The 23,262-nt window shown below is 34.5% G+C and carries 17 protein-coding genes and 1 pseudogene; 11 read left to right on the top strand and 7 right to left on the bottom strand.

Going from position 1 to position 23,262, the window contains the following annotated elements; translation table 11 throughout:
* Positions 1–218: 218 nt before the first annotated feature.
* Both ABIB30_RS03900 and ABIB30_RS03895 read right to left on the bottom strand, forming a co-directional pair.
* A complete protein-coding gene (locus ABIB30_RS03900) occupies positions 219–1,280 on the bottom strand; it encodes an HNH endonuclease domain-containing protein (protein WP_354299445.1) in 1,062 nt (353 codons plus the stop codon).
* A gap of 185 nt (positions 1,281–1,465) precedes the next feature.
* On the bottom strand, positions 1,466–2,410 hold the full coding sequence (locus ABIB30_RS03895) for an MrcB family domain-containing protein (protein WP_354299444.1): 945 nt from the start codon (positions 2,408–2,410) through the stop codon (positions 1,466–1,468).
* A gap of 610 nt (positions 2,411–3,020) precedes the next feature.
* Here ABIB30_RS03895 and ABIB30_RS03890 point away from each other — a divergent pair.
* The 5 genes and pseudogenes from ABIB30_RS03890 to ABIB30_RS03870 form a co-directional block, all read left to right on the top strand.
* Positions 3,021–3,194: pseudogene (locus ABIB30_RS03890) on the top strand (DUF3892 domain-containing protein); the annotation flags it as partial.
* A gap of 161 nt (positions 3,195–3,355) precedes the next feature.
* Positions 3,356–4,711 carry a hypothetical protein gene (locus ABIB30_RS03885; RefSeq protein WP_354299443.1) on the top strand — a complete coding sequence of 452 codons (1,356 nt, stop codon included), beginning with the start codon at positions 3,356–3,358 and terminating at the stop codon, positions 4,709–4,711.
* Positions 4,708–5,352, top strand: coding sequence for a condensin complex protein MksE (locus ABIB30_RS03880; RefSeq protein WP_354299442.1), 645 nt, complete (start codon positions 4,708–4,710; stop codon positions 5,350–5,352). Before ABIB30_RS03885 ends, ABIB30_RS03880 begins: the two co-directional genes overlap by 4 nt.
* The gene (locus ABIB30_RS03875; RefSeq protein ID WP_354299441.1) at positions 5,336–8,563 is read left to right on the top strand and encodes a hypothetical protein; all 3,228 of its coding nucleotides are present in this window, start codon (positions 5,336–5,338) and stop codon (positions 8,561–8,563) included. Before ABIB30_RS03880 ends, ABIB30_RS03875 begins: the two co-directional genes overlap by 17 nt.
* Positions 8,560–9,528 (top strand): hypothetical protein, encoded by a 969-nt coding sequence (locus ABIB30_RS03870; protein WP_354299440.1) that lies wholly within the window; start codon positions 8,560–8,562, stop codon positions 9,526–9,528. The genes ABIB30_RS03875 and ABIB30_RS03870 overlap by 4 nt, the downstream gene beginning before the upstream one ends.
* A 981-nt stretch (positions 9,529–10,509) precedes the next feature.
* Here the strand turns inward: ABIB30_RS03870 and ABIB30_RS03865 are convergent.
* Positions 10,510–11,895: a DUF8370 family protein gene (locus ABIB30_RS03865; protein WP_354299439.1), complete on the bottom strand. Its 1,386-nt coding sequence runs from the start codon at positions 11,893–11,895 to the stop codon at positions 10,510–10,512.
* A 358-nt stretch (positions 11,896–12,253) separates the two neighbouring features.
* On the opposite strand from ABIB30_RS03865, the gene ABIB30_RS03860 reads away from it, so the two are divergent.
* Positions 12,254–12,550 (top strand): HNH endonuclease, encoded by a 297-nt coding sequence (locus ABIB30_RS03860; RefSeq protein ID WP_354299438.1) that lies wholly within the window; start codon positions 12,254–12,256, stop codon positions 12,548–12,550.
* A gap of 267 nt (positions 12,551–12,817) precedes the next feature.
* Here ABIB30_RS03860 and ABIB30_RS03855 read toward each other — a convergent pair whose 3' ends face one another.
* Positions 12,818–14,218: a hypothetical protein gene (locus ABIB30_RS03855; protein WP_354299437.1), complete on the bottom strand. Its 1,401-nt coding sequence runs from the start codon at positions 14,216–14,218 to the stop codon at positions 12,818–12,820.
* Positions 14,219–14,979: 761 nt separating this feature from the next.
* Here ABIB30_RS03855 and ABIB30_RS03850 point away from each other — a divergent pair.
* From ABIB30_RS03850 to ABIB30_RS03835, 4 genes are all read left to right on the top strand, one after another.
* Positions 14,980–17,544, top strand: coding sequence for a sacsin N-terminal ATP-binding-like domain-containing protein (locus tag ABIB30_RS03850; RefSeq protein WP_354299436.1), 2,565 nt, complete (start codon positions 14,980–14,982; stop codon positions 17,542–17,544).
* 3 nt (positions 17,545–17,547) lie between these two features.
* The gene (locus ABIB30_RS03845) at positions 17,548–18,615 is read left to right on the top strand and encodes an AlbA family DNA-binding domain-containing protein (RefSeq protein WP_354299435.1); all 1,068 of its coding nucleotides are present in this window, start codon (positions 17,548–17,550) and stop codon (positions 18,613–18,615) included.
* 150 nt (positions 18,616–18,765) lie between these two features.
* Positions 18,766–19,101: a hypothetical protein gene (locus ABIB30_RS03840; protein ID WP_354299434.1), complete on the top strand. Its 336-nt coding sequence runs from the start codon at positions 18,766–18,768 to the stop codon at positions 19,099–19,101.
* A 48-nt stretch (positions 19,102–19,149) separates the two neighbouring features.
* Positions 19,150–20,130 (top strand): hypothetical protein, encoded by a 981-nt coding sequence (locus tag ABIB30_RS03835; RefSeq protein WP_354299433.1) that lies wholly within the window; start codon positions 19,150–19,152, stop codon positions 20,128–20,130.
* Between the two features lie 244 nt (positions 20,131–20,374).
* Here ABIB30_RS03835 and ABIB30_RS03830 read toward each other — a convergent pair whose 3' ends face one another.
* Complete coding sequence (locus tag ABIB30_RS03830) at positions 20,375–21,400, bottom strand: macro domain-containing protein (protein WP_354299432.1); 1,026 nt, start codon at positions 21,398–21,400, stop codon at positions 20,375–20,377.
* Positions 21,397–22,038 carry a DarT ssDNA thymidine ADP-ribosyltransferase family protein gene (locus ABIB30_RS03825; protein ID WP_354299431.1) on the bottom strand — a complete coding sequence of 214 codons (642 nt, stop codon included), beginning with the start codon at positions 22,036–22,038 and terminating at the stop codon, positions 21,397–21,399. Before ABIB30_RS03825 ends, ABIB30_RS03830 begins: the two co-directional genes overlap by 4 nt.
* 579 nt (positions 22,039–22,617) lie before the next feature.
* On the opposite strand from ABIB30_RS03825, the gene ABIB30_RS03820 reads away from it, so the two are divergent.
* Entirely contained in the window at positions 22,618–22,791 is a 174-nt protein-coding gene (locus ABIB30_RS03820) for a hypothetical protein (protein WP_354299430.1), read from the top strand.
* Between the two features lie 137 nt (positions 22,792–22,928).
* Here the strand turns inward: ABIB30_RS03820 and ABIB30_RS03815 are convergent, their stop codons facing one another.
* Positions 22,929–23,186 (bottom strand): helix-turn-helix domain-containing protein, encoded by a 258-nt coding sequence (locus tag ABIB30_RS03815; protein ID WP_354299429.1) that lies wholly within the window; start codon positions 23,184–23,186, stop codon positions 22,929–22,931.
* Between the last annotated feature and the right edge of the window lie 76 nt (positions 23,187–23,262).

Here is a 23,262-nt window from a genome sequence, read left to right as displayed (position 1 = left end):
GGATAAAACTAAACCACTAAAGTGGCATCATTTAAACCGTAATAGCTGGCACTAACAGACCGAAATAGCTGGCACTATTCGAACCGTAATATCCAACATGTTATGAATAAATGATTGATTTCCTTTTTTCCAGTCTAGCAAATATTTGGTTTTGGTCTTTGTTATAGCATCAATTATTTAAAATTCGAAAACCAATCTTAACATTTCAACTCCAATCATTAATACAAATACTCAAAGCCATTATTCGCAGCAATAGTTATCAAAGGAAGAATATTATCCTTAAATCTATCTTTAAGATCTTCTTTACTTAAAGTGTTCAATAATGATAAATCAGGTAGAATCGTTAAATAGTTTTGAAGTAACTTATTCCTAGGAGAATAACTAAACACAGTTTTCATCGCTAATTCTTGTAGCTCAAAATAATCATCAAAGTATTTGTCGAAAATAGGGAGCTTGTCCGATTTGCTACAGTTGAAGCTCTTATCTGCGGGAATAAGATTCCAGATCAAATCATGAGATACAAATGCAAAAGGTACAAAGTGATCAATAGCGTATTCATTAATATTGAGAAGGTTCTTCGTATATATACACTTTACTGGGCCAGTTCGTTCAATGATAATATCCCAAAACTCCTTTCTAGGTTTTAATAGGCTATTTCTATGAGGTGGTTTAAATAACTTGTTTGCAATGTCCGGTACGTTGGGATTACGCTTTTGTACATAAAGACATAAGTGCCAATAACAGAATGCTTTTAATATTCCGCTATTTTCAGTCAAATATGTTATCCATTTAGGATTGATAATTACCGAATGTTCATCTACAGCATATATACAATCGTTAGCAAACAACTGAGATGATTTATAAATGTCCTGTTTATTCCCTTTTATACTACTAAACCATGGGCTCAGAAAGCGGTAAGGTACCTCTCCATCAAAATGTCTTAAAGTCTTAATTGTCTCTTTTACATCAGAGGATACTAGCTTTTGGACTATTTTATCTTTTTTCTCATCTATACCAAGTCCTTCTACTTCGATAATTAGCTTAATCGCATTTTGGAACTGATCTTGTACGCCAAAAGATAGATTGAAATAGTTAACAGTATACCAGGCATTTGCAACCATCCTTGCAAAAAGAGACTGTTTATCAATTATATGATTACCTTTTTCAATTGATTCAATAATTGAAAAAAACCAGTAAAACTTATAGGTGGCTACGGTATTCTTAAAACAAGAAGATAGAATGTGAATGGGCAGAGTCTTATCAGCAGGGAGATTATTCATTAAAATGTAAAGGGTTAGCGCTAATTTGTGAATGTAATCAAAATTTTAGTCTTGATTAAAGTTTAAACTCTTTATTATCTTGATATTTATCTTTTGGTATAATTTAATAATTTCCAGAATTGAATGAAATATTACGATCGCCTTACCGGGGGCTAAATAGAAAGTCTAGATGGTAATTGGTGGATTCAATTTTGGTTTTTAATAAGTAATTTAAATGCATTTAAATTACTGGGGTCTTCTGTACGGTGAATCATTCTGTGACAATTAGAACATAAAACGACAAAGTCTTTTTTCGCGTCGAGTTTTACTATTTCTTCAGTAAGTTGGGATATAGGTTTTAGGTGATGTGCTTCAATAAAGTCCTTACCCAACACTCCATATTTGTCGGCAAAATCTAGGTTACAAGCTTTGCAGATAAAACCTTGTGCTTTTTTTACTTTTTTTATTAATGTTTGATTTCTTTCTATCCTTTTATGTTGTCTGTATTTTTTCCTTTCATCTCCTTGGTAGTTATTGTTTTCATGGTCTTTCTCTTGGGTCTCTATTTCTTCATGTACAAATATCAATGATTTATATATTTCCAAAATTTCTGATATATCTTGTTTGAAAATATCCTCTGAAGGAAGGTTAGTGCTGGAATAAAATTTTGCAATTATATTACCTGCTTCATAATCCCTTGATAAACCAATTTTGGTGGTTTCTTGATTCCTTAATTTAATATCTAAGTCAGAAAAATTATTAGAAATATTACCTAATTGTGCTCTGAATTTTTTTGCATTAATTTTAAGAATATTAAGTGTTTCTTTTTTGTTTTCTTGTCTTATTGTTGTAACGCCCTGATTAAGGGTTAAATAAAATCCAGACATGTCATCTCTAAATATGAAAACAGGGTAAAATCCTTCTTGTGCAGTTATTGTAATGAAGATATCAAAGATAGCTATCCATGGCGTAGCGGTCCACCTGCCCTTTCCTGAAGACGAAGCTACAATGTACCTCTCATCATTATTAACAATCTTTTTTAATTCATTTTTTAGTTCATCTTTTATAAAGTGAGCTAATTGATTATTCTTGAGTGGTTTTTTACTTTCTTCACTATATTGTGAAATTATTCTTTGAAATAAATCTTTCATTATTATTTTTAGATAATTGATTAATTTATGTAAAAATTATCAAAATTATGCTGGTCTATGTATTTTTTTGAGATTTAAAAATTAAGTGATTGATGGTTAGTATTATTTATAAAATAAATTAGATTTAAATTTTAAATATATGATTGCAAATGATGTCGCTAAGGTTAGACATCTTCTTGGGATTTCAGGAGGAAAGGATAGTACTGCCTTAGCTATTTATATGAATGTAACCCTTTCAAAATATCGGACTGTATAATCAGAACTTCTGATGGTGTCGCCTTATTTTTTTTTATTAAAAAAACAATTTAAATTAACCAGCTAACTAAAAGTGAACTAGATAAATACGAAAGGTCAGATACTGGAATATCAATTTTTAGATGAAGATTATTCAATCTGGTTATCGAACTAAGTACGGGAAACCGGATTTTTTTTTGAAAAGAAGATTTTAGGTTTGCAATGGATCAATTCAGGTCAGTATGAAAAAATAGATATGGCTATCAAAATTACATGTATCAACAAAGACAATGGAAATCATGAAAATCCAAATGTTGCAATCACGCACCTTGGCTAGGTAAACGAGTTTAATGAGGCCTCGGGTAAAAATACCAGACTAGAAGTATACAATTGGATAAAAAACGATAAGGGAGAAGCATACGTGAACGATGCACACGGCAATAAGGCCAAACTCATTACAGCAGAAACGCCCAATGGAACGGAGTATGTAAAGACTGAAGCGGATACAAGCTTGAAAAATAACTTGCTTTCTCTGCAGGAGTGTAAATAATTTTTGACAATTGTAGAACATTAATCCCTCAAATCGAAGTTAATTTATTGATCGGGTAAAGGCTACTTTACCTTATTATTGCTTTATAATGATTTGAATGGTACTGTTCAATATTTTTTGAATTAAAATCGTAAATTTATTTTTCATCAATATCTGCGCTCTTGGATAATTATAATGAAACGGCTTTTGATTTTTTAAAAGAAATATCAAAAGGCTCAACCTACAATCTCCTTTTTCCCGACCCTAGGGCTGGTATTGCTGTAATCTGGCTATATGAGCGGATAGAGAGTGGATCTTTTTCGGACAAAACCTTTACTGAAAACGATGTTCATCAGGCGCTCTCTTTTGCCGCGAAGGTAAACGGTACTACTGATAGGAACTCTTGGGAATACAACAATAGGTTAATCGCAGACCTTCAGGAATATTTTTTGTACTACGATGAATCAAGGCAGGTTTACAAGTTAAAGGAGTATGCAAACGAGTTCTGTAGGCGTGCCAGTAATACATTGAAGGCAAGCTTTGATCCGACAATAATAGAAAAAATTTGCCTCGCTCTAAGGGAAAGATTAGAAGACCTAATCATCCGCAATAATCTTAGAGATTGGTTTGATATCCATTTTCGGACGTTTCAGCCTCAGCTACGCCAACAGATAGATTTTTTGGATCGTCAAATCGATCACTCGGTAATCGAAATGAGGCAGAACTTAATTGCAAAGAGTAGGGATATTACATTAATGCTAAAGCAGATAGATGAACGGTTTGACCTCATCAGAAAGCAAAACAATGAGCTCAGAGCAGGGTTTAGTGAGATGGATCAGATAAGGCGAAAACTAGAATCTATCTCCATCGAAAATGAAGATGACAAATTGGGGGATCTTATCTATAGTGCGATCTCATTTTTCCAGGAAATGAAACAGACACTTTCCTTGGTAGACAGTAGGTTAGATCGGGTCCAGCCCAAAGTAAAACAGCTGTTTTCCAATCTGAATAAACCGCTGTTCAATGCTAGGATCGAAAGTTTTTTAATCCACCTTATCGATTATAGCAAGTTGACAACAGCTAATAAGGCTAATAAGCGGCCGATTGACTTTCCAGCTGGAATCCCCGGATTAAAAGTTTACCAGGACAGAATGAATTTCTGCATTTTTGAACGTAAACGTGATCTTTTTCCCGTAAAGGCGACAAAACGTTTCATAGCAGAAGAGGACGAAGAAGCAAGGGCAACAGTCTTTAGGTTATTTAGTAAAAAGCTTAAACAACAGGACGATATATCAATCTGGGTCGATAAGATCATGAACGATCTGGTACCCGCCAGTAGGTTGAGGTTTTCCAACTATTTTTTTTTATGCATGGGGAAAGATGAAACCAAAGATATCGCTCTGGGCATCGGCCTTGCACATAGATGCTTAAAAGTCTTTGGTCAACATCCCAGGTATAACCTAACGGTTACCGATGAACTTGTGGTAGGAACAGGAACAAATATTTCCCTTTGGGAGATGATAATTGAAAAGAAATGAATGAAGCACTAAAATTTTTGATACATGAGGACGCAGCGCGTCTGTTTTCTAAGGTTGATTATGCGCTAAAAAATGGGATTCATATACAGGACTACAGGACTCAAACTGAAATATTCGGCTTTATAAACGAGAATTTTCAAAGCATGCGGCTCTATTACCAGGAATACTTCGGAATCGTGCTAGATCAAGGAGGAGAAACAGTCGAAAAATATTTCTTCATTGATTTTATGGCGCAATCAAGGGGTGGCATACCTGATGACAATAGGCATTTTTTACCAAATGAGTATGTCATTATCGGCTTTCTCTTATTCAAGGTTATTTACATTGATGGCTACATTGAACTCAACACGGTCAGTCGCTTTCAGCGTATGGTAAGGTTGGATTACGAGGAGCTGAAACCCGGTATTTACCGAATTCTTGCAAAAGCCAGACGAGACAAAAATACCCAAATGGATGATGAACGAGTCGATAAGATAATTGCAGATGCAATGGATGAATTTCGCAAAATTGGCTGGATTGTTTTTGAAGGCGAAGTATTTGATGTGATGCCCTCATTTCAGCGTTTGCCAAAGATTTATGGCGACTATATAAATAACATAGAATCATGGCTAAAGGAAGAAAAAAATGAAAAGCTATCCTAGGATTTTTAGCCTGTCTACAATCGGGCTTATCCACCATCAGGAATTTGATTATCGTTTCCACGAATTTCGTACAGATTTCGTCGGTGAGAGCGGAGCAGGTAAGAGTATGATCGCCGATCTTTTGCAGCTTATCTTCGTCGGCTCGGATGCATTTGAGTCCGCTACCAAAGCAACCGGAGAACGCAAACCCAGCGGCATGGTACTTGAAGAATCTGGAAAGTCTCGCTCTAATAGCATAGGATATGCCTTTTTGAACATTGAGGTCGCAATCCAGAAGTATCTGGTGATCGGGACCTGCATAGAAACAGGAAACCGTTCGACGCACAGTTTCATCATTCAGCAGGGGTTTGATTATGACCCGATAACTCCTTTGAGCAACCCTATAGTATATGCTGACTTCATAAAGGATGATCAGATTTTGCCTATTGATCTTTTGAAAGACCATGTGCTGGAATGCGGTTACTTTTGTGAATCATGGCTTAAACCTAAAAAGTTCCACGAGATCCTATTCAAAGAACAGATCCTTCCTATGGATCTGGCCTCCGGCGATAGGTTGCTTAAAGATTATGCCAGTATCTTGCAGTCTTTCTCCAGGGGAAAGACCCTTGATACACAAAAGAGCGCCAGTATCAAGGATTTTCTATTCGGGCGTGAAAAGGCTCTGGAGATAAACGAAAAGTTTAAGCAGTCCGTTCATGAAATGGAAGCCACTATTGGGGAGTACGGTAATAATATTGAGGAGATTAAAAGGGTGACCCAAAAGCAGGCAGCCCTTATTGATCTGAAGGAAAAAATGAAAAAACGTGACCTGCTGTGCTTTGATTATCTCAATAAAAAGATTGCTTATTTAAACCAGGAATATGATCTGGATTTGGATCGCTTGGAAGATATATTTGCAGAATATACTTATGCTAATAAAAAGATCCCGGAAATACAGGCCATCATTAAGAAAGGACTTGAAGATTCGCACAGTAATTTACCTGCCTTGTCCGAAAGGCTTCAGGTCATAGAGAACAAGTTGTTAGATCTAAAGCCGGCATATGATGGTGTAATATTCATTGAGGACAAACTATCAGAGCTGCAATGTGATCTGAGTGAGCTTAAGGTAATCCATGCCAAGAATATATCAAATATTTCCCTCAAAAAAATCATCAAAAATACCCTTAGTAAGTTTTCTGTCGAAAAAGTATTATCTCTATTCGAGGAAATTATGGCAAGCGGAAATGTTACCTTCCTTGCCGATTTAGAGAGTAGGTTAGTTAAAAAGACTGAAGTTCTTAATGAACAGATGCTGCTCAGTAAGTATTTGGATTTCAATAATATCGACTCGCTTGCTTATTGGGCATTATCGCAAAAGCGTAGTTTTTCTAAAGATGAGGAGAGCGTTATCCTCTCACTCCAGAAATTACCCCGTCACAAACCTGATAGCCATGAAGACTATCTTCCTTTGCCAGCTAGCTTATTCCTCGAATTATCGATTGCCGATCGAGAAGATAACGGTTTCTGGATAGATTTACGGGGCATTAGAAAATATATAAGAAATGTTGATCAACAGATATTGGAAGTTTTTGACCCGGAAAAAATCAGGCACTATTTCGACCAGATTGGGAAATCAACTGCTGAAAGCATTCGGAAGCTATCCGACGAAGTTAAAGATCTTGAGCATCTTAAAAAGGTATTTCTCTCTCTTGAGAATCAAAATAAATTTTTGTCTGCTTATTGCGAAAAAGAATTGATAGAGGCTTATCAGATCATTGATGACTTGAGTTTTGCTCATGAAGAGATGGAAAAGCTAATGGGCTATTTTAATAGAAAAGAAACAGTTCTGGAAGACTATAGTTCATATACCACAGAGAAAAGTGATTTGGCTACAGATATCTTTAATGCCAAGAGCTACAAGACTCAGGTTGAGAGCCTCATAGCTGATTTGAAGGAATCTTCGAATGACCTATTAGGCATCAAAGGGGCATCTGATATAGAAAACTATTCATCGGTCCGTGAGCATGAAGGGGAGAACTGGTCATATGGCAATATTAAACCGAAAATTTCAGCGTTGCAACTAGATTTAAAGCGTATTACCAAAGCGCTCCAGAAAGTTAATGAATGGGAGGAGAGACATACCAGTTTTACCAAATCTGAACAAGAACTCTTAAGAATTCAGGAGGAATTTAAGAAAGATTATCCTGATCTGGATCCAATCGAAATGGTTGGGAAATTGCATGATCCAAAAGAAGCAAATACAGAATACATTAATGCAAAACAGGCCTGTGTAATAACTTATGGAGATATTATCAAGAATTTTATCCCCTCAGAGGCTTATAAACTTCATGAAAACGATGATTTTCTATCGCTTAGTAAGTCACTTCTTCCGGAAGCATTTGCCGATGCGGTTTCCGGTGAAATTGATGGCGACGCTATTGAAGTGATCAGACGGTATCTGATGCGGATCAACGATAAGAATAGGCAGCTTAACGATCGAAAGATCCAAAAGATCAGAGATATTTTAGATGATGTGGATCACGCAATCACCGAACAGATGGAAGTGGTCCGCAGAATAGATAATTTTTTAAAGACCGGACATAATATTACCGGAGGTTACCATGCAAGGCTCAAGAGAAACTTTGCATTGGGCTTTCCAAAGGAATGGATGGATGCCTTTAAACAGAGAGTGGAAAAGGAAGTTGGATTATTTGCACCAGAGGATGGACTGGTAAACAGGTTATCAAAAAGAGTTGGCCTTACCGAGATGATGATTGATGCATTCCAATTGTGTGGGGGTAACAAATCCCCAGATCTCAAGGTCGCTAAATTATTAGATCCGGCAAGTTATTACGACCTGAGCTTTACCATGGAGTCTGATTCTGGAAGAGTAAATAAAGGAAGTACAGGACAAACCTATGCGGCTATTGCACTTTTGTGTATTGCCCGCTTATCTGTGATGAGCCGAGAAGAAGGAAAGAACCAGGCAAAGGCCGTTAGGGTAATGCCCATTGATGAGGCTGAAGGATTGGGCTCTAATTACGATATGCTTTACGAAATTGCTCGGGAATTTGACTACCAGATTATCTCCATGTCGATCAACCCAGTTGGGAAATTCAATGAAAAAGATCAATATATTTATATGCTACATAAGAATATGCAAGTCGATGCACCAGTGAATTACCGTCCTGTAGGGATATTTTGCGATGATGATATTAAGAAAGGAATATGAAAAGAAACCAGGCATTGATCTGGCGTCATTATCGTGCGCTGAACGAATTATACCTTAAAGGGCAATCTTTAGCAAAGATATCCACTAATCCCTTTATCGCTGCGGTACTCATTAAGCAGAAAAAACTATTGAGGTTTAAAATGGGTAACTTTAAAATATTAGAGGCGCAACGGGGCTACAAAGAATATTATGAAAAAGAATTCAAGGAGGACTTCGAACGCTTCAACGCCTTCTTATCCGCGAATGAGCTGAGTCTTGACGCCAGGCAAAAATATACAGCCAGAGACATTTTAACGCTAATGTTTATAGAGCAAAACAAGGATACTCTAAAGTACAATTTAACAACGGTGAGAAAATTCTCAAATGTGGTTTTTAAGGGATTTGGTTCTAAGTACCTTGAAGAGCATCCCAGTCTTTATGCTGCTGTCTGTAAACTCCTAGATATTTCCAATTTTCCAGAAAAGGATCCTAAAAATCTTCAATGGAGATTAACCGTTGATGTCTTGAGCCCAGCGGCTATTGTGCTTTGTGAAAATTTGGCTTTCTTAAAAATACCATGGGAAGCCAGGGAAAATAATATCGAACTGTGGTATGTTGGTGGAAGTAATACTGCAATAATCGATTACATATCAAAAGATAAGCTACTTCTGCCAATCTACTACTCTTGTGATTGGGATTATCATGGACTTCGGATCTTTCAAAATATAAGAGAGAGATTAATGCTGAAGGGCTGTGAGATCAAACTGCTTTATCCCGATAACCCTGATGAGCGCCTTCCTGTAGTTATGGAGCACCACAGCAGTAAATGGATTGCTGGCAAGGAGCTATCTGGCTTGAATCCAATGCTATTTAATGATAAATATACGTCACTCATTAAAGACCTTATTAAAAATGATCAGTGGATTGAGGAAGAGTCTTTCGATTTTGCTGTGCTGCTAAAGTGTAATGGAGCAATTGATTACTAAATAATCAAAATTTAAAGGTATATGGAATAATAAAGGTGGTGGGCTCTAGTCTTAAGAAAAACAATAAAAAAAACTCCAGAACAACCGAAATCTTCTATTAGAGCGATTGTATTTTGATACCATCCTGCTGTTTTATAGTTGCGAATTTTCACATCTTTATAGCTCGGTTTTTAGGAAAGATTACAGGGATTTCGAAGGCTATAGTGAACATACTAACTATGGCTTTATTGAATATGTAAAGAAATCAATTCATAACTTAAAGGAATATAATAATTTCTACCTCGAAAAATCTAAAGCCTCAATCTTAGAAAATAACTGGGGTATGGATCATTTTTTATAATGAAGTTAAAAATTCTCGTTTATTTGAAAATTTGAGAAAGAGAAAAATATATAAAAAATGTTATCTACTTGCTTAGCTAATAATAAGTTTAGACTGATTGTCAGTCTTTAAAAAATGATTAACCCATTTAACAGAATATGGAAAAGACTATTTTGATATTAAAAATGAATATTTCTTTAACTTTTTAGATGAACTTTTTAATATTAAGAAGTCTAAAAATTGGGATGATGTCGCAAAAAATATAACACTATTTAAAATCAAGAGAACATATCTTTTTTTTGCAGAACTGTTTCCTAGAAAAATGGATTATTTAGGGGAATTAGAGAAAATGAAATCTGATTTCTCAAGCATACATTATGGTAGTCTGAAGGGATCTAGGATTATAGATGAAGTTACGCGTTTCTCTTTGTATTCTGATAAAATAATTATATTTCATCCATTGCAAAATCCCGTTATTACGAATCCTAATCCTGGTAGATAAGAACAACGCTGCCCATAATAATAAAGCAGAGATACCTGTGTTTTTTCTGTCGAATAGATTAAACTCTATGGGAATGCTTAAGGTAAAGTCTAAGGTAAGTACTAGAATGGTCGAATTTTAATGGCAAATGGCAAACCAAGTAGATAATCAACTAAATGTTTTATCTCAGGCTAGCTGAAGGCTTAATACTTGCATCAATCACAATTAATTCTGGAGATGAAGTGTTAAGTCTTCTGTTTTCAGCTATAATGGACTGTATTTCAGTCAATTTGTGATCCATATTAGGGTTAATACGTAAAACTAAATATATACTATATTTATGATCTATTCCTTCAGAGTCGTTATAAGTCTTTAGCTGTTTTGTAAATCCTTCTACAAGCTTAGGGTTACTTGAATATTTTATTTCAAGTGTTACTTTTGCCAATCCCATTGAAATTTTAAAATCTAAAGCCCCGGAGCCGGCGTTTATTTCTCGATTTAGATCTAGACCATTTGCACTACAATATGAGTCGGCGATTGAATAGAATAATAATTGCGGAAATCTTTCTGGACGTAACTTTAGATTTCCGTCGTAAAGGTGTGAAACTAAGCCATTATCTTCTATAAGTTTTTTATATTGTTGTGTTATTTTTCTTAATATGTCTAACACATTTTCAGAAGTTACTTTGTCGAATTTTTTCAGATCAAGTGGGAAATCTAAAGCAGTTTCTGGCCCTAGGACATCAAATATGGTAATTCCCAAGTGATCCAATATAAAATCATAACCTTTTATAGATCTAGCCTTATATTTTATTAATAATTCTCTTAGTAAGTCTGGGTGTTTAAGTAGAAGTTCTTTTAGTGTGCTCTTCTTATTCTCGTTTGCAATTTTTCTCCAGGATTGTCCTATTAATTTATTTAAAGAACCTCTGATTTTTTCATTATATGAAACTGATATAGCTACATCTTCCCATTGGGCAGCAATTGGAAGATCATTTAGAATTGATTTAGGAACAAAAATAATAATGTTACCTTTTGAATCTTTTAAAGGTTTAACATTTAATTCTCCGGCTATGCGATTAGTAAAATCAAAAAATTCATCCTTTAAAATTATAGATATCATATCACTAATTCTGTCGGGGCCAATTTTATCTTCAAGTATTGGTACTAGTTCGAAAATTTTTGGATCATTTATACCAGCCTCTACCACCAATTTTACTGTAACAAGAATGTTTTTGGCCATTTCGGGGCCAATTCCACTGCCGTGTGTTCCTTTTTGAGAATAACCTAACCCTGAACTTAGGCCTTCCCCAAAGGTTAGTTTTTTTAAAGCGACCTTCCAAAATGGATCATTAATTTTTTTAGAAGCAGAAATTAGTGTCAATACATCAGCAAAATATAATATAACTTTTTTTGAGGCATTTCTAAATTCAGGTATTTCACAATTAGCTAATGTTGCTGGATCAATATGTAATTTACTATCAAAATCAATCATTGAATCATAGATTCCCTTTACATTTAAAAGGCGCCTATTAATTTTTAGAGCTGTACTAATTCTTGTAGGCATAATTGATGAGCTAATTTTCTTAACGACAGATACTTTTGTTAATTTATTTATTTAAGTTACTAAATTTACTAATGAATATATAATTTTGATATTCTTTGCATTTAATTTAATAAGTTCGATTTTATCGAAATGGTTGAAATCGATTTGCTAGATGGTTATTTTTAGGCTTTTGAATTTTTTTTCATTTAATCTTATAGTTAAATATTAACCAGATTCTATTGAATAAAATGCGATCATTTGTATACTTATTTTGCACAGAAAGTAAGGCTAAAAACACAGAAAGAGTAACCAATACCTTAAGTCGTATAGGGCAGGGAAATTTAGAATAGATTTATTCAATATATGGGAATCTTGTTCATTGACTAATATTCAGATTCCTGAGATATTGAAAGCTTCACATATAAAGCCTTGGAAGGACTCTAATAATATTGATAGATTAGATCCTTATAACGGACTGTTACTAACACCTAATATGGATAGTTTGTTTAATCTTGGTTTTATTACTTTTGAAAATGATGGTCAGATTGAATTATCTAAAAAAGTTAATGACCATATTGGAGCCTTGCATCTCTATCCTGAAATGAAGTTGAGAAACGTTTTTGTTGATAATATAAAATACCTTGAATATCATAGAGATAAGATCTTTTTGAAATAGAGGCAATACCCATAAAACTGTGTAAATGGGATTTGAGGTGAAAACTTAGATCCCATTTACACAGTTTTATGGATACTGCCCTTTAATTGCTTTGATACTTTTGTCATAACTTAAACCTATTTCTTTGCTCTATGTTCTTCTTACACTTGCTAAAATAGTTCCTGTTTTTTATCAGAGTTCGTCTTTTTGATCGTACTCCATAAAGTTTTTGGGATAATTATATTCTATAATTTTACTGTACTCAATTTTATAAAAGTAATCCCGTCATCAATCAGTGCTCTTTGAAATATAGAATTGTAAATGTCCATTTAAGATCATTAGGTTATAGTATAGACCATTGTGAATCCACTTTCTGCCCGACCATGTGCCATCTTTGATGAGGGCCGCTTCATTTTCTTTTAATTTGTCAAATAGTTCCAAGTCCTTACCAAAGATTAACAGAAGTTTCTGGATAAGGGCATCAAGCTCGTTGCCAAATAAATGTTTTGAATTTGTAGGTTTTTCTCTTGAAAGTATTAGGAAACTACCACCTTCGGTTTCACTGCTGTTAATCTTATGAATTTTGTTGAAGTAGTCAAATAGAAAAAAGCAGCCAAAATAGGTGTACTGTTTACCATCTTCACTGATCTTGGGTTCTACATGCTCCAGAATTGCAGGAATGATATTTAAAACTCTATCTCCGTTGAAATGAAGCCAGTTTTTGTAGTGCTGAACAAAATCTTCGGGTTTCATAACAAGCGTATTCATTCCAAGTTTTTCGTAGATCATTTGTGCTTTTTTATAGTTCTTTTTGTCACTGGTAATATAAAAATCACAAGTTGTGGCATATGCGGTATGAAAAGCATCTTCCATTGTATTGCGAAAAGTCTGTTTCCTTCCTTTATCAATTTCTATCTGGTCTTCTTGATAGCCATGCATATCTAATTTTAGGTATTCATTGGTGATTTCATTGTACCAATCTGGTGCATTTGGGTTTGAAGTGGTGATATCGGGATAGGTAATCCCTAGTTTCTTATAGCTGTTATCGATTATCTTATAGGGATCCGAATTATCAAAAATCCTGTCTCTATTAATTTTAACTCCACTTTGCAATATTTTACGAAGTTGTTTATAATCTCCTCGTTCATTGAGCCTGTTGAACATATTTAAGATGGAGTTTAAAAGTCCCTTAGTCGTATAGTTATTTTCAAGATCAGGTAGAAATTGTTTCATTTGGGCTGCTGTTTTAGGGTTCTCAAATGCTTGTTTAAATACATCATCGACAGGTAAATTTATCAACGAGTCTAGTGCTAGCTTGATCAGTTTGGCAATTTCCTGGTCTTCCGTGCCAGTAATTATTTCACTGATATCAAAATCTAGGATGTTCAGGATATCTTTAACATCTATTCTATCGGCATATAAATCTTGTGGAGATCTGTTTTCAATGATTACTTCTTTGCCGATATTATATATACAGTAGTTGCCGGTTAACTTTGAAATAAGATTCAGATCTGAATCTACATTCGATTTATTTGATTTTTGCTGGTTGCTTGCTGCGATATCTCCTATATGTGAAGTGGAGTAGAGCTTGAAGAATTTGTCATTATCGGCAACAATTTCAGAAAATTCGATTTGTCTGCCAGCTTTCATTTGGCTCATGACATTCCAATCCATATAAATCCTAATCATAAAACTAATTTTTTATTTCATATTTAAATTTTGTTGGAAGTTTGAATTATCCACCAAACAGTTTTTTATAAAATGTTGTCCTAACTTCTGCATTTTCAATAATTGTCATATCCAGTCGCATTTCTGCCAAGTTTTAATATTGCCGATAGGCTTCATAAAAATCTTCGATAGGCCATTTGCAATCCTCCTCTTTATTTAACTTGATTTTATAACCTTAACGCAATTTAATTAATAATATAAAAATATTGGAAATTAAGTTGCAGTGGTTTTTATGCATCACACTGAATGCAGAATTTTTATCCGCATCAGCTGACAGTTTTGGCATATGGTTACTTACGAACTTTAAAATGAAATGAAGTAGCTTAGGCAAGCCGTACTTTTATTATTTGCAGTGTCCATGACGGCTTCAAAAAGTATTAAGGCACGTTTAGATTATTCGGTATTTATCGGTGCTGCTTTAGTATTTATGCTAAGTATTCTTGTCCAGGTCAGGCAAGATAGTAATGACCTCAGTTAGTTCAAACTAACAGTCAGTTGCCCAGATAGTTGGGAAACACGTTTTGATGCCTTTTCAATTCAAAAAAACAATGATTTATTAGAATACGGGAAACCGTAGAGATTTACTTTTAGTCTTTACGATATTTATCTTTTTCAAGACATATTTGATAAAAAAAATCAAACTTAATTTTTTTTAAATTATAAATACTAGCTTGTGCTTATGATTAAAATTCTGTATTATTATATATAAAAAATATACTTAAATGATAAAATCATTAGAAGAAGGACGTAAGGAAGACGGTAACCGGTCAATCGCCGATAAAGTTTTGAAGCGGCTGCACGATTTGCAGAAAACTGTGGAAAATAATTATGGGAGATGGGCCTGGGAGCTATTGCAGAACGCAAAGGACAGTATAGCAGATTATGCTGATAGAAAAGTTTCTATTCAATTAGAATTATGGGATGACAAAGTACAGTTCCGCCACAATGGAATGCATTTTACGGAGTCGGATGTGCGTGGGATCATCAATCAGATCTCTTCTAAAGAATCAGAAGAAGATCAACCTAAAAAAAAGGTGGGCCGCTTTGGTACCGGATTCTTAACTACTCACTTGCTATCTAAAGTGGTGGATATAGAAGGGGTCGTGGAAACGGTTGATGGTGAATTTTACAGTTTCGATTTTTCTTTGGACCGGACCGGTGCAACGATCGCAGAGCTTGTGCCGAAAATTGAAGATGCCTGGAACAAGTTTCAAACCTCTGTTGAGTTGTTGGACAATGGGTATAATCTTGATACTTATAATACTTCTTTTACATACAAGCTTGCATCAAATTCTCAAAAGGAAATTGCTAAAGTAGGAGTAGACGAATTTATTAGTCTGATACCTTATGTGTTGGCGTTCATTCCTGTAATTGATGAAGTTGAAATTAAAGATAATACTACTGAAAGTTTCGTACTTTTTAAAAATAACTCAAATAACGTAGATGACCTGCTTGTTCCTATTGAAAAAACCGTTGGCGGAAAGAAAACTATAGTGTGGATCATGCTTGAATCCAGTCTGAAAGTTTCGATTGCAGGAGAACTTGTTGAAGTGGAAGGGCGGTACAATGCTAAGTCCCTGAAAGGACTGCCTAAGATTTTTTGCGAATTTCCGATGATTGGAACTGAAGATTTCCACTTTCCAGTTCTTGTCAATAGTTTTCATTTTAACCCGCTTACAGAAAGAGATGGGATTTGGTTGAAAAACAATAAGGAAGAATCTGATGTTGAGGTGCTGGACAATCAAGCACTGCTTAAAGAAGCAGTAGAACTGTACAGAAGGATGATTGCAAAGATTGAAAATAAGAATTACTTTAAGCTCCATAATTTAGCAACTGCAAAGATACCAGATGTTTCGGACAAGTTCTTTGATGAAAATTGGTATAAAAAAAATATTCAAGCTCCCATCCGCGAAATCATCTCTGCGGCAGCTATTGTGGATATGGAACTGCAATCTGCTGGCAAAAAGAAGCCTCAGGATGTTTACTTCCCAGTTAAAAGCTATGCTAAAGGAGAATACCAGCTTTTGTGGCAAGCTTGCTACGACTTGGTTCCGACTAGCGTGTGCAGGGTTGACGACATGGAAGAATGGGTAGAACAATCATTTGGAGATTGGAAGGAGATTAGCTATCAGGTTATTTTGAGTACTATTGCTGCGAGGGTTAATATCCCCGGACTTTCAAAAGTGCTTGGCAAAAACGAGAAAGAAACATTTGCCTGGTACAACTCGGTTTGTGAGTTCATTTTTAAAAATGACACTAATCTTCCCCTTTATACCAATAACATTTTTATCCCAAATCAACACGGTGTTTTTAAAAGAAAAAGCGAGCTGTTCCTTGATGGTATCCATGATGATACACTTGTAGAGATACTCCGTTTGTTGGGCGAGGACTGGAAAAATATTTTACTAAGTAAAGACGTTCAGTTTGGCGAATATCCCGAAAAGCACCCACAAGATATTGCTACTGAGATTGCTAAGAAATTAAAACCGCCCTTTGAATACACAGAGCAAATAAGACAAGGAATAACAGCACTTGCAGAGTTATTTGAAACTGACTCTGAGCAGGGAAAGGAATTATTTCCAGATCTATTTAGGCGTCGTGCAGAGACCTTTATGAATGTAATTGAAGACAAAGAAAGTCTCTATAAAATTATGCGTAGTAAAGTAACGCTTGCCCAGCTTTCTGAAATAAGTGAAAAAATTGAGGAGCATCCTAATTTTGTCACTGACCTAACCGAGCTAACAAACCTTTCTAAATTACTGGCTGAGTTTAGGGTCCACAATGTATTGGAGCTTAAGGAAATGTTGCTGGCTCAAAAGGGAGGTCCGAGCCAGTTAAAAATCGAGATTGATGCTGACATTTTGTTAAGTTTGGGAGTATCTACAAAAGATGAGTTGGACGAGGCGTTGAAAGACAAAGACCTTGCTGCACTTTTCAGTCACTCTTCAACACCCAATGCAGATTTGTATATTTATGTTCAAACTTTAATTTCAAGGGCTAAACTTAATGTTATCTCACACCTGAAAACATTAAATGAATATGTATTTGATGAGCTCGACGAATTGGCCCCTACTGTTTATGGGGGAATTGTCAAAAAAGGCATAGATATAACCATTGTAGTCCGGCCGTCAGACAATGGGCAAGTAATTGTCTATTATCCCTCTGAAAACGATTACCTCGACTTTGAAAATGCGGAACTTTGGATAGACGATGGTAAAACTGTGCCTAGACACCTTACCCTTGGTAGAATATTGAAAACTACAGGAATTAGAAAAATACCAGTTTAACTTATGGATATAACAAATGAATTGGCTGAAATAATAGGTGCTCCCGAAAGTGTTACCTTGGAATACAAGGCCGTGTTGCCACCGTCGAAAGTTGTCGCAAAAATAATATCAGCCTTTGCCAATACAGAAGGTGGCTATTTAGTTCTAGGTATAAATGACGATCTGCATGTTAATGGATTAAGTGATGATTTGCATGCCAATGAGATTACGCATAAGGCGATCGATCTGCTTTCACCACAACCTGTGGTAGCCTATCAGTATGTGACTCACCAAGGAAAAAGATTATACGTTATTAAGGTTGAGAAAGCGTCCGAAAGAATGCTGCTCCAAGGTATAGGTTTTAAAAGAATTGGTGTTAATATCATTCAGATTGATCCGCCTGCTCAAAATTTTAATTCTAGTGGATATGCACGGCTCCCAATACTTAGCCAGGCGTTGGAGCTAGGCAAGGCAGATGCGACGGGATCGAAAGTGAAATTTGCTGAACATTACCAGCGTATTATTAAAATATTTGATGATATGGGACTTTTTCTTTATCCTGATGGCCAGTCTCAAGTTACTAACAATCCCGAAGGCCAGATCCTTGCCAGGATATTATTTTCATCTTTCGTAGATAATTTCGAAACCTATATGTCAGATTTACTCTATGAGATTTATTTATCTAATTCAGATTTGCTGAAATCTAAACAGACAGTAACCGTAGAGGAAGTGCTGAATTGCGCAGATTTGCAAGAGTTTGTTAAATATTGTAGCAGGCAAAAGGTGATGAAGTTGGGTAAGGGAAGCGTCAAGGGTTTCGTTAACGATAATAAAGAAATCAATCAACTGGGGGTAGTGCAGCAGGAAGAGGTCAATGAGATAGAGAAGATTTTGCAGATCCGTCACCTTTATGCGCATCGGAATGGAGTTGTTGATGACAAGTTCCTATTGTATTTCCCAGGATTGTATGCCATAAATTCTATCCATGCAATGAGCATTTCGGAAAGCTGCGATAAACTGGAGTATCTTATGAAAATTGTCGCTAAGCTTGATGAGGCAGCTATTATAAAATATCGGCTGGCCACTAATTAGTGTTCTTTAATGGCAAATTTTAAGTTGAAAAGATGATACGTATGTAAACGTCAATAGCTAATAGTAAACATGGCAAAGAGATTTTTGATGCTTTATTGCAGGGTAAAGCTTTTTTATTATAATAAGAATATTCTATATAAACCTTAAAATATGATGGACTACGATTTCTTATCTATTAATTTACCATACGGGTTTCAAAAAACAAGTAAAAATGAATGGGCTCCATTTAATCGCCAGCACTTACCATTAGGTTCTTTTAGTTTTGCACTTAATGGTAAAGAGTGGGCATGCATGATCTATAAAGGTTTAACAGATGCCTTTATTGATGAAATTGCATTTTCGATTAAACATGATGAAAGCGGTGGTATAATCAAGTTTTATCTATATAGCGATGAGTCAGATCTACAGCTTTCAGTGAAAGCTTATAATGATTATTTTAATAAATTAAAATTGCTTGGTAAGCTGAAATTGATAATAGGCAAGTAAAACATATTTAATATTTAGCGCTAATCAATTTAAAAGTGAACGATATACATGGATAAACTAAATAAAGGGAATGGGCTGCATTTTTGGAAGGTATATAACCTTATTGCGTCGACTATTAACTTAAGTAATAGTTCTGACATAATTAGACGATGTCGCTTTTGCAGAAAATGCGAGTCAGATGTGAGTTTTAAAATGAAAGCGCATGCTTTTCCTGAACTTCTAGGTGCCAATGACTGTATCAGCTATGATGAGTGCGATAAATGTAACCTTTTATTCAGTAGCTACGAAAGCCATTTGTCTAAGTATTTCCTTCCATATCTATCGATGGTTCAGGTTAAGGGAAAAAAAAAGATTCCAGCATTCACTTCTCGGACGGAAAACAATGAGGAAAAGACTAGAACTGTCATTAAATCGATAGATGGTAAACTAAAATTTGAATTGGGAAATAGAGACGATTTAGTGTACGACCACGAAAATAAAAAACTGTCGATTCGGTTTAGGTTACCTCCTTTTAAACCATTGCACGTTTATAAAGCACTTGTGAAGATAGGACTTTCTATTTTACCTACAGATCGTTTAGAAAAATACAGGGCTGTAATTGACTGGATGCTGGGTGAAGCATCTGTATCAGATTATATACCAATTGTTTATATCACTAAAGTAGTTAATAGAAAGTTTGCAGAGCCTTTTGCGGAACTTTATGAAGCGAATTCGATTTTCGAAAAAGAGGGATTTTATCCGGAATTGACACTTGTTGTCAATTTCGCTAACATAGTGACACAGATTTTTCTGCCTTTGTCTGCTCATTTTGATTATTTAAGATCTAATCAAAAGTCACCACTTCTTGAAATGTATCCCGCTTCCGCTATATACAATCAAAATAAGGAAGTCTCTAAGTATGCCAAACCAAATGACCTCGTTAAAATTGATTATCGCTTTGAATACGCTGATCTATCCTCTGCGAAAACTGTGATTAGAGATGAACTTATTTATCTTTCTTACGAATCGTTTGAACGTAGCATAAAGTGAAAACTGGCGTAAAAAATACTAGTTTTAAATAATGGAATTTGGCTATCAATTTTTTTGTCTAAAAAAACTTGTAGATTGTATTGGATTAAAAAATAGACTATATTCACTTGGGATTAAATAAAGCAGGTTTATTAAAATCTGTTATATTATCCATTGATAAGTTAAGACATTGATTTAATAGAATTGCCCAGACAAATATTTTTTAATATCCAGAATATTACCACAAGTAATTATGAGGAGGGAGTTATAATTCTGCTAATTCAACTCCCAATAGCGAGTTTATTAAAATACCTCTTCGTGACAACAGTTCTATCTCATTAAAAATATCGTCGTTTGTAAAACGTGCGGCTTTATCTTCTGACCACAATATAAATTCGTTAGGAAAATCATGAAGTTTAACGGCTTTTTTTGTGTGCAAAATGTACAGGATAGTGGATAATAATTCCACTTCACTATCAGATTCGATTCGATTAAGTAACTCTAGAGATTTGGTTATAGGATGAACAAATTTATCCAATTTTTCAATTAAAGAATTACTTATTAAGGTGTTTTCTGCGGCCTCAACTGCTTGCTCTGTAGTAAAATTGAAATATTGTTGATATTCCTTTATATCCCTACTTAATATGTCAATACTATGTGTGTAAGGACCAAAATTATGTGCTGTAAATTTAAAATATTCTTCGTGAGCATAAAGATTCAGTAAAAAAGCAGCTTTTTGAAGTCGAGTTTTATTGAACTTTTTCAACCCTAATTTAAGATGCATTAAAATAATATGAGAAGTATTTAGTTTTGGTGGACTTTTAATATTCTCTAAAGTTGATACTTGAGTAGAAGGTTCATAGAGTATGAAGTCAAAATCTTGTTCATAAGGTTTAAGCTCTTCTGTTAGGATCACTTTTACTTTACGCCAATCTAATCCGCCATTGCCACATCCCAAGGGTGGGAATGCTATTGATTTTATATTTAAATCAGGTAACATATTAATAAGTGTATTCATTCCTTGGGATATAAATGAATATTCAGATTTTTTTCTCCACTTATCTTTAGTGGGGAAGTTTAAGATTAGCTTTTCACTTTCAGGCACTGCTAAAATTGATCCGATTTTAAAGGCACCAGATTTACAAGCTTCCATATACTTTTTATTATTTAATGGAAACTTCAGCTTGAATTGATAAGCAATACCTTTACCCATATAGCCTTCACAATTCACTGTGTTAATAAGTGCTTCTGCCGAAGATTCTAAAATATTCCCTACTTTAAAGCTGATCATGGTATGAAAAAATGTTTGTTTATATTTACATTGAATGCTTTTTGTCCAAGTATCTTATCTCTTAACGCAGTGACATGATTATTAATTGCATTTGTCTTTGTATAAATGCTGAAAAAATTTGATGGTTTAATAATATTAGGTGACAAACATTCAGCCATACATATTTCGCAACAATTATGATCTTTATATTGCCGTTTATTCATTGTTTCCCAGTCTATACTTTCAAATCCTTCTTCATAAGATTTTGGTACACAATCCTCCAATGATAAAGGATGCTGAGTTAAAATCTTAAAATCGTTTGATTTGGCGAAAATTCTATTTATTGTGATAAAGACGAACGACTTGTCAATATGTTTTCGTTGCACGGCACCTGCAAATGGTGATCCCGCAAAAAAGTGAAAAGGAACAAAGTTATTCAAATCCTTTTCAATTCTTCTATTGATAATTTGCTGATCTGCAACATCAGTGAAATTTTTAATTACACTCCGCGGTGCTAAGCCTTCAGTCAAAATACTTTCCAAGTTTTCAACTGCTGTGAGGTGATATAATAATTGTCCTTCTCTAGGTGGATTTGCCATGGTTGTCTTGAGCGATTTTCTAATATATCCAATATAATTTATAATAACAACTCTCATCATTGTTGTTAATCTTTATATAAAATGGCGAAGTAACACTAATTAATGGATACATTTTCAAGTGCATAAATCGCTCTCAAATTTAATTGATGGTAAGTACTTAGTGACAAGTTTAATAGGTGGATCATTATTAACTGCATTAGGTTGGCTATTTAAATATTTTCATTCAAGTTTAACTAACAACCCAGATGTAGATATCAAAGTGGATTTTAAACCAAAATTGCCACCTTATAAAGTTGTTTTGTTCAGTTGGTGTATTTGTAAACATTTAATGGTCAGTTGTTTGTGTTTGTATTTGAAATCGAAATTACAATTATTACTAAATCAAATTCACCATTATTTAATATCGATATACATTTCACTGACTTAACTTTTTAGATTATTTCAGAAAACTTTGATGAACATCTAACAATAAGACAAAATGAAACCTTAAGTCTTTATTTTGTCATGATATTAATTTTGGTTTAATCAATTATTAATTACTGATTTTTTTTACATTAATTGTTAATTTATACATGTGTAATTGAAAAAATACAGTGACAATAGTTAAATTTATATGAGAATCAAATGTTATATTTGATTATGGGAAGAAGCAATGAAATATTTGTAGATATCGTTGAGTTTAAAGCTAAGTATGCATTTAAGAGAGAAGAAATGGGAGATGATATCGATTCAGCCTCAAATTTTTTGAAATCTGAATTATTGGAAAAGGCTGCTGCCGAATTAAAAGCCCTGGTGGAAAAACATAAACACTAACAGCAACACAAACTACAAGCTTATGGGTAGTTCTAATATTGAGCTATTTATAGCTAAAATAAAGTAGCCTATAATGGTGGGGGACTTTAACAGTTTAGTTAATTAAATCTTTCCTTGTAAGAATTTTAATCTTGCTTTTAGGAATCTGCTTCATTTTTAAAACACTCTAACAATCTCGTTGGTTCGATCTCTAATCCTTTGGCAAGTGCAATAATCGTTGTTAAAGAAATATCAACTCTTCCTTTTGATATTCTTTGTACGTGGCTATGTTCTAGCTCTGCTCTTGTAGCTAGCTTTCTTAATGAGGGTTTTACACTGTTCTTTTTCCCGTATTCTACTAACAATTCAATTAAATGTTCGGCAAATTTCGATTTTATTTCCTCTTTCCAGTCCATAAGGCGAAATTTCCACTAAAACGACAAACTAAATGCCATACGATCATATGGCATTATGAGATTTATTCTTATATTC

This window comes from Pedobacter sp. UYP1 (assembly GCF_040547305.1).
GTDB lineage: Bacteria > Bacteroidota > Bacteroidia > Sphingobacteriales > Sphingobacteriaceae > Pedobacter.
Note: the sequence above shows the minus strand (reverse complement) of the source record. Positions and strands in the feature narration are given on the sequence as shown.

Bases quoted from the DNA above. Each gene is read 5' to 3' on its own strand.
- ABIB30_RS03825 (WP_354299431.1), bottom strand. From the start codon at position 22,038: ATGATGAGAGTTGTTATTATAAATTATATTGGATATATTAGAAAATCG.
- ABIB30_RS03845 (WP_354299435.1), top strand. From the start codon at position 17,548: ATGGATATAACAAATGAATTGGCTGAAATAATAGGTGCTCCCGAAAGT.
- ABIB30_RS03865 (WP_354299439.1), bottom strand. From the start codon at position 11,895: ATGCCTACAAGAATTAGTACAGCTCTAAAAATTAATAGGCGCCTTTTA.
- ABIB30_RS03880 (WP_354299442.1), top strand. From the start codon at position 4,708: ATGAATGAAGCACTAAAATTTTTGATACATGAGGACGCAGCGCGTCTG.
- ABIB30_RS03895 (WP_354299444.1), bottom strand. From the start codon at position 2,410: ATGAAAGATTTATTTCAAAGAATAATTTCACAATATAGTGAAGAAAGT.
- ABIB30_RS03875 (WP_354299441.1), top strand. From the start codon at position 5,336: ATGAAAAGCTATCCTAGGATTTTTAGCCTGTCTACAATCGGGCTTATC.
- ABIB30_RS03870 (WP_354299440.1), top strand. From the start codon at position 8,560: ATGAAAAGAAACCAGGCATTGATCTGGCGTCATTATCGTGCGCTGAAC.
- ABIB30_RS03900 (WP_354299445.1), bottom strand. From the start codon at position 1,280: ATGAATAATCTCCCTGCTGATAAGACTCTGCCCATTCACATTCTATCT.
- ABIB30_RS03835 (WP_354299433.1), top strand. From the start codon at position 19,150: ATGGATAAACTAAATAAAGGGAATGGGCTGCATTTTTGGAAGGTATAT.
- ABIB30_RS03840 (WP_354299434.1), top strand. From the start codon at position 18,766: ATGATGGACTACGATTTCTTATCTATTAATTTACCATACGGGTTTCAA.
- ABIB30_RS03820 (WP_354299430.1), top strand. From the start codon at position 22,618: ATGGGAAGAAGCAATGAAATATTTGTAGATATCGTTGAGTTTAAAGCT.
- ABIB30_RS03815 (WP_354299429.1), bottom strand. From the start codon at position 23,186: ATGGACTGGAAAGAGGAAATAAAATCGAAATTTGCCGAACATTTAATT.
- ABIB30_RS03855 (WP_354299437.1), bottom strand. From the start codon at position 14,218: ATGATTAGGATTTATATGGATTGGAATGTCATGAGCCAAATGAAAGCT.
- ABIB30_RS03830 (WP_354299432.1), bottom strand. From the start codon at position 21,400: ATGATCAGCTTTAAAGTAGGGAATATTTTAGAATCTTCGGCAGAAGCA.
- ABIB30_RS03850 (WP_354299436.1), top strand. From the start codon at position 14,980: ATGATAAAATCATTAGAAGAAGGACGTAAGGAAGACGGTAACCGGTCA.